Genomic DNA, 13,563 nt, shown 5'->3' on the forward strand with positions numbered 1-13,563 from the left:
AAGATGAAAAAGTTATTCGTTTTATTTTTAAGTTTAATCGTAATTCTAGCAGCATGTGGTAGTAAAGAAGATGAAAAGACAGTTAAGATTGGTGTAACTGGCGTGGACTCTAAAGTCTGGGATGTTGTTAAGAAAGAAGCAGAGAAGGATGGCATAAAAATTGAATTTGTTGAATTCCAGGATTACACAGCACCTAACAATGCGCTTGCTGAAGGTGAAATTGATTTAAATGCGTTCCAGCATTTCGCTTTCTTAGATCAGTTTAAAAAAGATCATAAATTAAAATTATCTGTAGTAGGTACAACAGTATTTGCACCACTTGGGGCATATACTAAAAAGATTCAAGACATTAAAGATGTGAAAAAAGGCGATACAATTGCAATTCCTGATGACGTTACTAATCAGGCGCGTGCATTAAAGTTATTAGAACAAGCTGGATTAATTAAGTTATCTAGTGACTTCGGTCTATTTGGTGGACCAGACAAAATTGAAGAAAACAAACTTGATCTAAAAATCAAACCGATTGATGCGCAGCAAACACCACGTGTATTAGAAGATGTAGCAGTTTCTATCATTAATAATGGTGTTGCAGCGCGTGCTGGACTTAATCCAAAAGATGATCCGATTTATCTGGAAGATGCGGATAATAAAGATGTCGCACCATACATTAATGTTATTGCAGCGAAAACAGAAGATAAAGATAACAAAACATATAAGAAAATCGTTGAATTGTATCACTCTGATTTAGCTAAAGATGCTTTAAAAGAAGATACGAAAGACGGTGAAATTGCGAAAAACTTATCACAAGATGAAATCAATAAGATTGAAGAGGGTTTGAAATAGATAGATTGCTCCTTGGCGATTAATGTTCACTTAGTGAGACTCTAGGTGAACAATCCCCTTTAACTCCATACCCATCCCAAACAAACCCCCTTATTCAGCTGGATAAGGGGGTTTGTGTTATTATCGTTTAAATATTATTGTTGCTTTGCATAATGTACGAAATTGAATTTCCCGCCTGAAATGCCTAACTTTTGATAATAGGCATGCATGTAGTTTGCATTTGCGCGTGCCCATAATATATCTGTAGCATATTGACTGTCTCCTGGCGCAAATGGATTCCAGCGCATAGCATATAGTGTATTTTGATTTTCAGAAACAAATCCTTTTGAAATAAATTCAGCACCGCCGATAATCGCTTCATTTGGTGTATCCCAACCAACGTTTGCTGCATAATTCGCACCATATTTTACTGCATCTTTGTCATATGCTCCAACACCATACATATTATAGAAACGTTTGTTCTTATCTTCACCTTTAACTTTAACGCCTTTAGCTAATGTACTTGTACCTTCAGCTGTTTCTAAAAAGGCATGACTGATTAAATAGATTTCATTAATATTATATTTTAAGCTAGCTTGTCTAAAGGCTTCACCATGTCCTTCTAAAATACCTTTTCCTTGTAATAAAATATTAAGCTGATCTGCAGTGAGGTGTTGTGGTTCGTTTAGTACAAGAAATTGATACTTTTGTACAGAATCAATCATAGCCTCTTCTGGATTCATCGCATCTAGTATATCTTTACGATGTGCGTTCTTCCATTTGATACCGTTAGAGCTTTGAGGTTTTGGATGTAGTGACATCTGAATTTTTAAAGCATCTTTAATTGAGATTGGTAATTCGATATGGTTGATGCCTTCTCCTACAGGTCTTGGTTGAGCAGTGATATCTACTATTGTTTCATTTGGTTCAGCATCGATTGCTTTTTTATCTTCAGGTTTAACTTGAGGTTTAGCTTTCTGCTGGATAGGATTACGCTTCAAGGGCTTTCGGCCAACATCATTCGTAATATTAATCCAACCTTTCATACCAGTCGGTAATGTCCCGTATATATATGTTGAAGCGTTAACACGTAAGGTCTTTTCTACATTAATCACTTCATTCTTACTGATTCTATCAATCACTTGTCTTGAACTGCCATTTGGCACTTCAAATAGTTTTGTAGAAGCGGCTTTAATCGTATATGTTTTCATTTTTGTAGGAACTATTTTCGTTGAACTGATTTTAAGATCACTTGCTTTTACATAACCGATTGCATTGTTAATATCATCTGTAGTCTGAACGCGATAATATTTCTCACCGTTAATCGTATGTTGATCGTTAATATATAGCGTGTATTGTGCGAAATCACCCGCTACTTTTTTTGACATCGCTGTTTTATTTGTAATAATGATTGCATTTCCGTCTTTAATCTTACCGACTTTAAGACTATCAGCCTTAGCAATGTGAGGTAGTGCAAAAAGTGAAGCAGTCGCTAATGCTCCAATTGTTAGTGATTGATATAACTTCATTGTGTGCCTCCATTTATTTAATATCTATATTATTATACTCGATATTTGTCGTGAGTGAAATAAAACACTTTTAATTTAGCGATTAATTTTGAGAATATTGTTATAAATAATCTTACTGATAATTTCAGGAGATTCCGGACAGTCATTTTGCAGCCAAAAGTATAAAATACCAAATTGTCCCCCGATTGTATAACTGACGAAATAATCAGGGTAGTTTAATGAAATTGTATTATTTAATACATTTAAATAATTTTCTCTCCAGTTACTTAATAATTTTTGTGTGAAGTTTTGAGCGGGATGAAGTGTAAGTAAGATTTTAAAGAATTGCTTATTTTCGAATATATACTGAAATGTTTCTTTTAAATATTTTTCGACAGATGGTCGTTTATCTTCTTCGTCTTTTAGATTATTTAGGTTATCAATCATGAAGTGTTCAATATTATGGATATGAAAATCGATCATACCGTCTAGCAAAGCATATTTATCTTCAAAATAAGCATAGAATGTTGAACGATTAATATTACTTTCTTCACAAATCATTTTTATTGTAATATCTCTAAATCGATGGTGTTCCATCAATTGAAGAAATGAATTTTCTATTAAAGTTTTTTTATCTGCCATTGTTTCACTCTTTCTATTAGATGATAACGTTACCAATATTTAATTGTAATCAAAATCCAACAATTAAACAAATATTGTTGGTTGAATGCAAGTTGAATCTGACTATAATAATGGTTATGCTAAAAAAATAAGGAGGAAATTATAATGAAAAAACTTGTATTAATTAATATTTTAACTTTAATCATTCTTGTTGCAGGAGGATTTGCGGCTTTTCATTTTTATAATGAAGCAACAAACTATGTAAAAACAGACAATGCTAAAGTGGATGGTACACAATTAGTAATTGCTAGTCCGACAGCAGGTAAACTAACAACATTAGACAAAACTGTAGGAGACAAAATTTCTAAAGATGACAAAATCGGTACTGTTGTAGGCATGGGTCAAGACGGAAAGCCATCAAAAACTGATATCACTATGCCTCAGGACGGAACAATCGTTAAAACGCAAGCCACTGAAAATGGGTTTGTAGGAGCAGGGACACCGATTGCTTACGCATATGACTTAAACGATTTATATGTAACAGCAAATATTAAAGAGACACAAATCGATGGGATTAAAGTTGGTCAAGACGTAGATGTATATGTAGATGGTTACAAAGATACTGATTTAACAGGTGAAGTAAAAGAAATTGGTTTAGCAACAGCATCAAGTTTTTCTATGTTACCTTCTTCAAATGGTAATGCGAACTATACAAAAGTAACACAAGTAGTACCTGTAAAAATTGAATTAGATAAAGATAAATCATTAGACATTATTCCAGGAATGAATGTAACTGTACGCATTCATAAAAACTAAGGAGGTTTTTGTATGACCTCAGTATATATTCTATATATATTATTTAGCTTACTTCTGTTTTGGGCTGTAAACAGATTCATGATGAGAAGTACGAAGAAAAAAGTTGATATAAAAACAACGACACCGTTAACAGAAAGCAAGATGGATACACCAAATAATACGGTAAAAAGTTCTACTTATACGGCAAAAACAACAAGTGAAACAGCACATGTTGCAAATACAGAATTAGATGTTAATAAACCTGTACATGAGCAAGTAAAACCACAAGGTGCACTTGTTGAATATGGTAAAGGTATAACGCTTGGTAAAGTTATTACTGCTTTAATGATCGGTATGTTTGTAGCAATACTTAACCAGACGCTTATTAATGTAGCATTACCGGTATTAATCAATGATTTTAGTATTTCAACATCTACAGCACAATGGTTAACAACAGGATTTATGCTCGTCAATGGTATTTTAGTACCGATTAGTGCATATATGATTCAGCGATTCACATATCGTCAGCTTTTCTTAACAGCGATGTTATTCTTTACGATCGGTTCAATTATTTGTGCCATTTCATTCAACTTCCCGTTAATGATGCTTGGACGTGTTATTCAGGCGGTTGGCGCAGGAATATTAATGCCGTTAGGAACAAACGTATTTATGACGTTATTCCCACCTGATAAACGTGGTGCTGCAATGGGTATGATGGGGATTGCAATGATATTAGCACCGGCGATTGGTCCAACGGTAACAGGTTGGGTCATTCAAAACTATCATTGGAATGTTATGTTCTATGGTATGAGTATTATCGGGATTATTTCCTTAATTATTGGTTTCTTCTGGTTTAAGATTTATCAACCGACTAAAGACGTTAAACTTGATATTCCCGGCGTAATATTCAGTACACTTGGATTTGGTAGTTTACTATATGGATTCTCTGAAGCAGGAAATAAAGGATGGGATTCAGGTATCGTTATTTCAACGATGGTTATTGGTATTATCTTCATCGTGTTATTTATTTATCGAGAAATGTCAATGAAGATTCCGATGATGGATTTACGCGTATTGAAATATAGTGGATTTTCATTCACATTACTCATCAATATTATTGTAACGATGAGTTTATTTGGAGGTATGCTTTTATTACCTGTCTACTTACAATCTATTCGTGGATTCTCACCACTTGATTCTGGATTGTTATTATTACCTGGATCTCTTTTAATGGGTCTAATGGGACCAATATCAGGTAAATTACTTGATAAGATTGGTATTAAACCAATTGCGATTTTTGGTTTAGCAATTATGACCTATGCAACGTGGGAACTTACGAAGTTAAGTATGGATACAAGTTATGGACATATATTAAGTATCTATATTCTGCGTTCGTTTGGTATGAGCTTTATTATGATGCCGATAATGACAGCAGGGATGAATGCATTACCACTTCGAATGATACCTCATGGTAACGCAATCAGTAATACAATTCGTCAATTAGCTGGTTCTATTGGGACAGCGATCTTAGTTACCGTGATGACACAACAAACAACAGCACATATGGGTGATATTGCAAATCAATTAGATAAGACGAACCCTGCAATAGCTAATTCGATGACAGAAATTGGACAGCAAATAGGTAACAGTAATTTAGGCTCACAAGTTGTAATGGGACAGTTACAGAAGATGGCGACGATTAACGGAATTAATGATGCGTTCTGGGTTGCAACTGCATTAAGCCTTCTTGCATTTGTGCTTGCATTTTTCTTAAAAGGAAAAGATCATTACTCAACTGACGAAGTATAACTGAATATTTTTATAAACAAGGAGATAAAATGATTTATCATCCTTGTTTATTTTTATATAATGATTGGTAAGGAGTGGGTTGTATGAAAACCAAGTATATTGATAAACGCAGCTGGCGCCGTTTAATCAGAAAAGAATATCATGAAATTGCTGTCAAAGATGAACAGTTTGAAGGCATTATTGGGGAAATTATCATGGAGAAAGTAAAGTCACCGTTAGTGGTTAATATTATTGGAGAAGACATTGTCGTTGCAGATGATGGCTATCGCTGGCTACAAATATTACCCAAAGATAAACATTACAGTATAACAGTGATGTATAATCGTGAAAGTCAACCTATTCAATATTATATCGATATAAATGAAGCAAATTTTCCTGAACTTGGTCAGGCAAGAACGCATGATCTTTATTTAGATGTACTAGTATTACCTGATGGTCGTTATGAACTGGTCGATGAACAAGATGCTAAACGTGCATTGCGTAAGAAAGAGATTACGAAGGCACAGTATGATTTTGCGTATCAGACAGCAAATGAGATAATGCAGCATGTAAAGAACAACTTTGGCGATCTGGTAAAGTTGGCGGTCTATTGCAAAGAAAAAATAGAGAAATAAAATGTGCCTATCGAGGATGATAGGCATATTTTTTAGCTTGAAATATAATCTCCGCCATTGATGTGAATTGTTTGACCAGTAACATACGTAGAATCATTACTTGCTAAATACACATATGCCGGTGCGTTTTCACTCGGTTGACCACGACGTCCTAAGGCAGTTTCGTGGCCATGCTTTTCAACCTTCTCAGCAGGGAATGTTGCCGGAATGAGTGGTGTGTAGATAGGACCTGGAGCAACAGAGTTTACGCGAATACCATCTTCAGCAAGACTTTGCGATAATGAGCGCGTAAATGCAGTGATTGCACCTTTAGTCGCTGAATAATCAATTAAAGTCTTAGAACCGCGATAAGCAGTAACACTACTTGTGTTAATAATCGTATCACCTTTAGCAAGATGAGGAAGTGCTGCTTTTGATAAATACATCATACCAAATACATTTGTCGCAAATGTTTCCTGAATTTGATCTGCTGTAATATCTAAAAGACTATCTTGTGGGAATTGTACACCACCGTTATTAACTAATATATTAAGGCTGCCAAAGTCATTAACCACATTTTCAATCAATTGTTTACAATCATCTTCTGATTTTAAATCATGTTGATAAGCTTTTGCTTTTGCGCCGAGCTCTTCTAATCTCTTCACTGTATCATTAGCATCCGTTGATTCATCGAAATAACCGATTGCAACATTAGCACCTTCTTTAGCATACAGAATAGCGACAGAACGACCGATACCTGAGTCACCACCGGTAATCAGTGCAACTTTACCTTTTAATTTGCCACTTGCTTTATAATTCTCATCTTCAGCAATCGGCTTAGGATTCATGTCTTTCTCACTACCAGGTTGATGATCTTGAGTGTAACCTTTAATCTCTTTGTCGATCTTCTCGAATTTATCCATCAATAACGCCTCCTAAGTAAGTATGATTATATTATTCCCTGATTGAAAATTATGAAACGACGTGCAAAATTTGAATTGAAAATTAGATTAAGTTGGGTTAATATATATACAATTCAATAAGAGCTTCTTCAGATGAGAAGAGTAACTTAATGACTTATGATAGAGAGCATGTGGCTGGTGGAAACATGTATAAGTTAAAAGTGAATGGGCTCATCATATGAATACTGGTTAACACATATACCAGTCGGAAACATGACCGTTACAACATGTGCGTTATGATAGTAGCGATTAGGTGGTATAGCGAGAGACTCGTCCTTATTTAGGGACGAGTCTCTTTTTTATAAAATAAATAGGAGTGATGATTATGAAAACGATACTTACAGGTATTAAACCAACCGGGGAGTTGCACTTAGGTAATTATTTAGGAGCCATTAAACCGGCTGTCGATTTATCTCAGGATACAGCAAATCGTTATGCGTATTTTATCGCAGATATACATGCTTTAAACAATGATCAGATTCGTAAAGAAGGTGCAATCAATACATTGTCGTATAAAATAGCAGCAGCATTTATTGCATTAGGTTTAGATACAGATAGATGTCTTTTCTATAAACAATCTGATATACCTCAAATTACTGAAATGACGTTTTATTTAATGAATGAAACATCTAAAGGTCTACTTAATCGTGCACATGCTTACAAAGCTAAAGTACAAGATAATATTGCAAACAATTTTGATCAAGATAAAAATGTAAATATGGGACTGTTTAATTATCCGGTATTAATGGCTTCAGATATATTAATAATGGATACTGATATTGTGCCAGTTGGTAAAGATCAGATACAGCATATTGAGATCACACGAGATATAGCACAAAGTATTAATCACCAATATGGCGATATTTTTAAATTACCGATTGCTCAAGTGGACGAAACGACAATGTTATTACCAGGAAATGATGGTCGTAAAATGAGTAAGAGTTATGGAAATACGATACCGCTATTTTCGACCGAAAAAGAATTATATAAAAACATTATGAAAATTAAAACGGACTCTATTCCATTAGGGGAACCAATCCCAACTGAAAACTCAGTAGTTTACACTTTATTTGAAGCATTTCTGGACAAAAGTGAAATGATTGACGTAAAGCGACAATTTGAATCGGGCGTTGGTTATGGAAATTTGAAGAAGAAATTATTTGAAGTGATTTATAACGAATTGATAGATAAACGTGAGAAATATTTCGAATTATTGGATGACTATAAATATATTGATACAATATTAGAGAAAAATAAAGTAATAGTGCGTGAACAAGCTCAAAAGAAAGTTGATCAACTTAAAAATAAAATGTTGAATCATTGAAAATATATCAAACAAGTCCGATAAAAGTAGGATATCGGACAAGAAATCCCCAAATAGCCTATTTATCAATCAAACAAGTCCGATAAAAGTAATATATCGGACAAGATTCCATCGTGATATAAAGGAGAACAATACTATGTACGACGCACATATTCATCTAGATAAATATTCTGTATCTAGGCAGCAGTATATTCTACAAAACGAAGTGATTGATGGTTTGATTGCTGTTGCGATGGATTATCAAGGTTCTCAAAAGTTACTCGATTTATCTCAGCACAAGCAAGTTAATGTCGCACTCGGATTCCATCCTGAACAACCGTTAAATTATACTGAAATTAAGGAAATATTATCTCTGATCGATAATCGTCATAATCAATTAACTGCTATCGGTGAGGTAGGTTTACCTCAATATTTAAAACGAGAACAGCCAAAGTTAAATGTACGACCATATATAGAGGTACTCGAACAATTTATTATTAAAGCGAAACAATATCGCTTACCGATTGTACTGCATGCTGTTTATGATGATGCACTTGTAACACTAGACTTACTGCAAAAACATGCAATTGAAAAAGCGCACTTTCACTGGTTTAAAGCGAGTGATATTGTAATCAATCGATTATTAGCTACAGATTATATGGTGAGTGTTACACCTGATGTATTGTGGAATCCAAAGACACGTAAAGTTGTCACTTCTTTCCCGCTTGAAAGATTAATGATTGAAACGGATGGTCCGTGGCCCCATGATGGTTTTGAGCCGCATCACATTCATGCTCAGTTATCTGCTATAATAGAAGAAATTGGACATATAAAATCAATCGATACTGAAACTGTTAACCAGACAATAAAAGACAATACGATTCGATTTTATAATCTTTAGAATTGAGGATTGTATATGAAAATTGATGATTACAGATTACTCGTTGCGCTTGCTGATGAAGAGACGTTACGTAAAGCAGCAGACACATTATATATATCACAGCCTGCAGTGAGTCAGCGTCTTAAATCTATTGAAACAGAGTGGGGTACTGAAATCTTTATACGTACGAAAAAGAAATTAATCGTTACAACAAATGGAGAAATGATTATTCAGCATGCCAGAAAGATGTTAAAAGAAGAAACGAACTTAAAAGAGATGATTCATTCATCAGATGGTGTGGTCAACGGTAAACTTTCAATAGGTGTATCTTCTTTAATTGGTCATACTATTTTACCGATAGTTCTAGGAAGATTTGTAGAACGTTATCCGAATGTAAAAATACAGCTGCAAGTAGGTTCATCTGCACGCATTACAAACAATCGACATGACTTTCATGTGTCAGTAATACGTGGGAGCAAGATTATGAATTTACATAACGAGTTATTAATGAGTGAGAAGCATTACTTTATCTATCCAAAAAGTAAGGCACACGAACTTGATCAGTTGCCGATGATTGAATTTCAGGCAGATCCAATTTACCTAAAGGAAATTGAACATTGGTATACCGAGCAGTTTAATAAGGAATATGCACCACAAATAAAGACCGATCAAATTTCCACATGTAAATCATTGTTATTAAATGGTGTTGGTATGACAGTGTTGCCAGAAATCGTGATGAAAGATATTGACAATGACTTATTTGAAATCCAGTTGTTAGAAGTTGCTAACAACCCATTACTGCGTGAAACTTATCTTTGTTATGAAACGGATATGTTAAGTTTACCGCAAGTGAGTGCATATATTGAATTGATGAAAGAAGTAACTGCAGAATATCTTGATATAAAGAAATATGTACCTATAATATAGTGCGAATACGATGTGTATTCGTACTTTTTTCTGTGTAAATTTGGTATATTAGTCTAGAAGAGAGGGAGTAAACATGGACATAAATCAAATATTTAGCAAAATTGAAGAACAGACTGAGTTTGTAAAGATGGCAGAAGAATTTCAATATTTCTTTAAAGAATATGAAATGGGACTTCTGGAATTGACAAGCGATATTGAAATTATTAACCTTGAATGGCAGGCACGACATGGCTATTCACCGTTCGAACATGTCAAATCACGTATTAAAGCACCACTTTCATTACGCGATAAATTAAAGCGTAAAGGCATTCCTATCACACTAGATGATATTAGAGCAAATATATTCGATATTATTGGTGTACGCATTGTAACGACATTTGAAGAGGATGTTTATAAAATATGCGAGCTTCTCAGTGGACGAAGTGACTTAAGGATCGTACGTGTAAAAGATTACATCAAAAATCCAAAACCAAGTGGCTATAAAAGTTTACATCTTATTGTTGAGACTGAACTTGTACTGTCAGAAGGTGTGAAGTGGATACCTGCTGAAATTCAAATCAGAACACTAGCAATGGACTTTTTCGCATCAACTGAACATAAATTACAATACAAATATAATACGAAACAACTAAGTGATGAAATCCGAAAAGAACTAAGAGAAGTTGCTGATGCATCAGCTGAACTGGATCGTAAGATGACTGAGGTACGTAATACAATTCTACTAGGGTAGGTGTAAATATGATAACGTCAGTACTGGCACAAGGTGTTGGAGTAATGAATGAGGATGCTGTTGTTATGAATGAAGCGGCAAATATTTATGGGGTAATTGACGGAGTTACAAGTTTGAAAGGTATTTTGATTGATAATATCACACCTGGAAAACGTGCTGCGGATGCTGTTAAAGCTTCATTCGAACAAGTTGATAACAGCATTACTTTAAATAATGCAACTGAACTTGCAAATGCCAGCATTCAAACGGAGATGGAAGCATTGAATATCGCTATCAATCATCCAAAAGATAGATTCCAGTGTTGCCACGCAGTTGTAAAGCTTCATGACAATATAGCCGACTATACGAGTTCAGCTGACTGTGTTATCTACACGATTACAAAAGATAATAAAGTAAATCAAATCGTGCCTGATTATAGTAAGAAGAATGAAAGTGATCGCGTAAAGTACTGGCAGGATAAATATCCGGGTGTGTACGAATCAGAGATATTACCTGAAGAAATGATTGAAGCCATTGATAATGCGAAAAGTACAGCAAATATTCCCGGGGGATATTCGGTAATGAATGGTGATGTAAATTTCAATCAGTCATATAATCGTGGACAATTTGATATAACAAATTTATCACATATCCTGATGACAACAGATGGGTTCTTTGATATAGAAAGACTAGGCTTTGAGAAATTCGTTCAGAAATTTATTCATGATGGATTAGACGCTATGCTAGATTATATGATCACGAAAGAATTAGAAGATATCGAGAAAATTCATTATCCACGAGTGAAATTGCATGATGATAAAGCAGCGGTATTAATCACATTATAAATAAACGTGACTATACAAATTATATTATTGCTTTATAATATAACAGTATTGCAAGAAGTTATAATAAATAGAAAGTAAGTGTATATATGTTTAAAAATTTATTAAGTATAAAAAATTATGTCTTATTTCTTATTAATATGACATTACTCGGTATGGCATTGGCAATTACGGTGCCATTCTTTGTGCTTTATGCGACACAGGAACTTGGTATGACACGTGGTCTATACGGTGTCATGATGGCATTATTTGCACTTGCTGGATTTGCTGTAAATACGATTGTTGCCAGATTTTCTGACAGAGCAGGATTTAGCAGAAAGTATATGATTATGTTCAGTTTAGCAATGGCATCAGTTGCATTTAGTATGTATTACCTAGTTTCTAATCCATACCTCTTTATTGCATTATATGTATTCTTTGGTGGTATGTCCGCACCTGCAATGCCTCAAATGTATGCATCTGCAAGAGAAAGTATCAATGCATCTGCTTCAAGTAAAAATGCAGTATTTGCAAACACCGTATTGCGTTCAATGTTTAGTTTTGGATTTCTGTTTGGACCATTAGTTGGTACAGTCTTACTTAAACAGTTTGGTTTTGGGGGCATCTTTGGAGGAACTGTAATCATCTACTGGATTGTATTGATTACTTTCTTAATCTTCTTCCACGAAGTAAAGCCTGAGAAAGTTGTCTACAGTTCTAATAGAATTGAGCCTGTTGCTCCAAATTTAGCAAAAGATATGTACTTATTGATTCCGTTTCTAGCATTTGTATTCTTACATGTGGGGCAATGGATGTATACTTTGAATATGCCGCTTTTTGTAACAGAATTTATAAAAGAAGATGAAGCCAATGTAGGATATCTCGCGAGTTTATGTGCAGGACTTGAAGTACCGTTTATGATTATACTTGGCGTACTTGCAAGTAGATTTCAGACAAGGACATTATTGATGATTGGTGCAGTTGCTGGTGGTGCCTATTACTTCTCGATCGGAGTATTTGATAATGTAACAGCAATGTTAATCGGCCAGGTATTGCTTGCGTTCTTCCTGGCGATATTACTTGGATTAGGAATTAGCTATTTTCAGGATATTCTACCTGACTTCCCGGGTTATGCATCTACATTGTTCTCAAACGCGATGATCGTCGGGCAATTAGTTGGTAATCTTTTAGGCGGCGTTATGAGTGGTATTGTTGGATTAGGTAACGTTTTCTTTGTATCAGCATCATTCATGTTGCTTGCATTTATTTTATTAATATTCACTAAACCTGTAAAAATGGAGGATTTAGGATGACATTCATACTATGGACATTAGTTATATTAGCTTTTTTATCAGCATTCGTAGCATTAGTGATGCCAATGATACCTGGTATATTGATGATGTGGGTTGGCTTTTTTATCTATCATTTCGCGATTAACAATAATGAACTATCATGGTTCTTCTGGATAGCGATGGCAACACTTACGATTATTATTTTAATAAGTGATTATGTATTAGGAAGTCGCTTTGTTAAGAAGTTTGGCGGAAGTAAAGCAGGGGAGCTTACGGCAGCAATCGGTATTATACTCGGTAGCTTCTTCTTCCCGCCATTTGGTATTATCATTCTACCGTTTGTTGCAGTATTCATTGTAGAACTACTGATTCAGCAAGATTTTAAACGTGCAAAGGATGCGAGTATTGGATCGTTATTAGGCTTCCTTACAAGCACGGTGGCTAAGTTTATCATTTTAATTATTATGATTATATGGTTTATATTTGATATCATCATTTAAAAAAATCATCCCAAAGCATAA

The 13,563-nt window shown here is 34.5% G+C and carries 14 protein-coding genes; 11 read left to right on the top strand and 3 right to left on the bottom strand.

From position 1 onward, the window contains the following. Window positions 1–3: 3 nt before the first annotated feature. Window positions 4–843 carry a MetQ/NlpA family ABC transporter substrate-binding protein gene (locus HT586_RS03265; protein ID WP_203546307.1) on the top strand — a complete coding sequence of 280 codons (840 nt, stop codon included), beginning with the start codon at window positions 4–6 and terminating at the stop codon, window positions 841–843. 134 nt (window positions 844–977) lie between these two features. Here HT586_RS03265 and HT586_RS03270 read toward each other — a convergent pair whose 3' ends face one another. Continuing rightward, a complete protein-coding gene (locus HT586_RS03270) occupies window positions 978–2,351 on the bottom strand; it encodes an N-acetylglucosaminidase (RefSeq protein ID WP_203546308.1) in 1,374 nt (457 codons plus the stop codon). Between the two features lie 75 nt (window positions 2,352–2,426). Continuing rightward, window positions 2,427–2,972 carry a TetR/AcrR family transcriptional regulator gene (locus tag HT586_RS03275; protein WP_096077193.1) on the bottom strand — a complete coding sequence of 182 codons (546 nt, stop codon included), beginning with the start codon at window positions 2,970–2,972 and terminating at the stop codon, window positions 2,427–2,429. Between the two features lie 144 nt (window positions 2,973–3,116). Here HT586_RS03275 and HT586_RS03280 point away from each other — a divergent pair, with 144 nt between their 5' ends. From HT586_RS03280 to HT586_RS03290, 3 genes are all read left to right on the top strand, one after another. Next, window positions 3,117–3,767 carry an HlyD family secretion protein gene (locus HT586_RS03280; protein ID WP_096077192.1) on the top strand — a complete coding sequence of 217 codons (651 nt, stop codon included), beginning with the start codon at window positions 3,117–3,119 and terminating at the stop codon, window positions 3,765–3,767. Between the two features lie 12 nt (window positions 3,768–3,779). Beyond that, window positions 3,780–5,555 carry a DHA2 family efflux MFS transporter permease subunit gene (locus HT586_RS03285; RefSeq protein ID WP_188018255.1) on the top strand — a complete coding sequence of 592 codons (1,776 nt, stop codon included), beginning with the start codon at window positions 3,780–3,782 and terminating at the stop codon, window positions 5,553–5,555. A gap of 83 nt (window positions 5,556–5,638) precedes the next feature. Further along, window positions 5,639–6,169 (top strand): ribonuclease FAU-1 family protein, encoded by a 531-nt coding sequence (locus HT586_RS03290; protein WP_096077190.1) that lies wholly within the window; start codon window positions 5,639–5,641, stop codon window positions 6,167–6,169. 32 nt (window positions 6,170–6,201) lie between these two features. Here the strand turns inward: HT586_RS03290 and HT586_RS03295 are convergent, their stop codons facing one another. Next, window positions 6,202–7,071, bottom strand: coding sequence for an SDR family oxidoreductase (locus HT586_RS03295; protein WP_096077189.1), 870 nt, complete (start codon window positions 7,069–7,071; stop codon window positions 6,202–6,204). 364 nt (window positions 7,072–7,435) lie between these two features. On the opposite strand from HT586_RS03295, the gene trpS reads away from it, so the two are divergent. From trpS to HT586_RS03330, 7 genes are all read left to right on the top strand, one after another. Beyond that, complete coding sequence (gene trpS / locus HT586_RS03300) at window positions 7,436–8,434, top strand: tryptophan--tRNA ligase (RefSeq protein ID WP_238999312.1); 999 nt, start codon at window positions 7,436–7,438, stop codon at window positions 8,432–8,434. 136 nt (window positions 8,435–8,570) lie between these two features. Further along, a complete protein-coding gene (locus HT586_RS03305) occupies window positions 8,571–9,314 on the top strand; it encodes a TatD family hydrolase (RefSeq protein WP_203546309.1) in 744 nt (247 codons plus the stop codon). 15 nt (window positions 9,315–9,329) lie between these two features. After that, window positions 9,330–10,220 (top strand): LysR family transcriptional regulator, encoded by an 891-nt coding sequence (locus HT586_RS03310; RefSeq protein ID WP_096077186.1) that lies wholly within the window; start codon window positions 9,330–9,332, stop codon window positions 10,218–10,220. Window positions 10,221–10,293: 73 nt separating this feature from the next. Next, window positions 10,294–10,950, top strand: coding sequence for a GTP pyrophosphokinase (locus HT586_RS03315; protein ID WP_096077185.1), 657 nt, complete (start codon window positions 10,294–10,296; stop codon window positions 10,948–10,950). 8 nt (window positions 10,951–10,958) lie between these two features. Beyond that, window positions 10,959–11,774 (top strand): hypothetical protein, encoded by an 816-nt coding sequence (locus tag HT586_RS03320; protein ID WP_096077184.1) that lies wholly within the window; start codon window positions 10,959–10,961, stop codon window positions 11,772–11,774. 86 nt (window positions 11,775–11,860) lie between these two features. Next, a complete protein-coding gene (locus tag HT586_RS03325; protein ID WP_133353903.1) occupies window positions 11,861–13,063 on the top strand; it encodes a sugar efflux transporter in 1,203 nt (400 codons plus the stop codon). Continuing rightward, complete coding sequence (locus HT586_RS03330) at window positions 13,060–13,542, top strand: DUF456 domain-containing protein (protein ID WP_096077182.1); 483 nt, start codon at window positions 13,060–13,062, stop codon at window positions 13,540–13,542. Before HT586_RS03325 ends, HT586_RS03330 begins: the two co-directional genes overlap by 4 nt. Window positions 13,543–13,563 lie beyond the last annotated feature (21 nt).

Origin of the sequence: Macrococcoides bohemicum (genome assembly GCF_016865215.1) — a bacterium.
GTDB lineage: Bacteria > Bacillota > Bacilli > Staphylococcales > Staphylococcaceae > Macrococcoides > Macrococcoides bohemicum.

Excerpts from the sequence above, each read along its gene's own strand:
- HT586_RS03290 (WP_096077190.1), top strand. The coding sequence starts at position 5,639 with ATGAAAACCAAGTATATTGATAAACGCAGCTGGCGCCGTTTAATCAGA.
- HT586_RS03295 (WP_096077189.1), bottom strand. The coding sequence starts at position 7,071 with ATGGATAAATTCGAGAAGATCGACAAAGAGATTAAAGGTTACACTCAA.
- HT586_RS03320 (WP_096077184.1), top strand. The coding sequence starts at position 10,959 with ATGATAACGTCAGTACTGGCACAAGGTGTTGGAGTAATGAATGAGGAT.
- HT586_RS03325 (WP_133353903.1), top strand. The coding sequence starts at position 11,861 with ATGTTTAAAAATTTATTAAGTATAAAAAATTATGTCTTATTTCTTATT.
- HT586_RS03275 (WP_096077193.1), bottom strand. The coding sequence starts at position 2,972 with ATGGCAGATAAAAAAACTTTAATAGAAAATTCATTTCTTCAATTGATG.
- HT586_RS03285 (WP_188018255.1), top strand. The coding sequence starts at position 3,780 with ATGACCTCAGTATATATTCTATATATATTATTTAGCTTACTTCTGTTT.
- trpS (WP_238999312.1), top strand. The coding sequence starts at position 7,436 with ATGAAAACGATACTTACAGGTATTAAACCAACCGGGGAGTTGCACTTA.
- HT586_RS03330 (WP_096077182.1), top strand. The coding sequence starts at position 13,060 with ATGACATTCATACTATGGACATTAGTTATATTAGCTTTTTTATCAGCA.
- HT586_RS03280 (WP_096077192.1), top strand. The coding sequence starts at position 3,117 with ATGAAAAAACTTGTATTAATTAATATTTTAACTTTAATCATTCTTGTT.
- HT586_RS03310 (WP_096077186.1), top strand. The coding sequence starts at position 9,330 with ATGAAAATTGATGATTACAGATTACTCGTTGCGCTTGCTGATGAAGAG.
- HT586_RS03265 (WP_203546307.1), top strand. The coding sequence starts at position 4 with ATGAAAAAGTTATTCGTTTTATTTTTAAGTTTAATCGTAATTCTAGCA.
- HT586_RS03315 (WP_096077185.1), top strand. The coding sequence starts at position 10,294 with ATGGACATAAATCAAATATTTAGCAAAATTGAAGAACAGACTGAGTTT.
- HT586_RS03270 (WP_203546308.1), bottom strand. The coding sequence starts at position 2,351 with ATGAAGTTATATCAATCACTAACAATTGGAGCATTAGCGACTGCTTCA.
- HT586_RS03305 (WP_203546309.1), top strand. The coding sequence starts at position 8,571 with ATGTACGACGCACATATTCATCTAGATAAATATTCTGTATCTAGGCAG.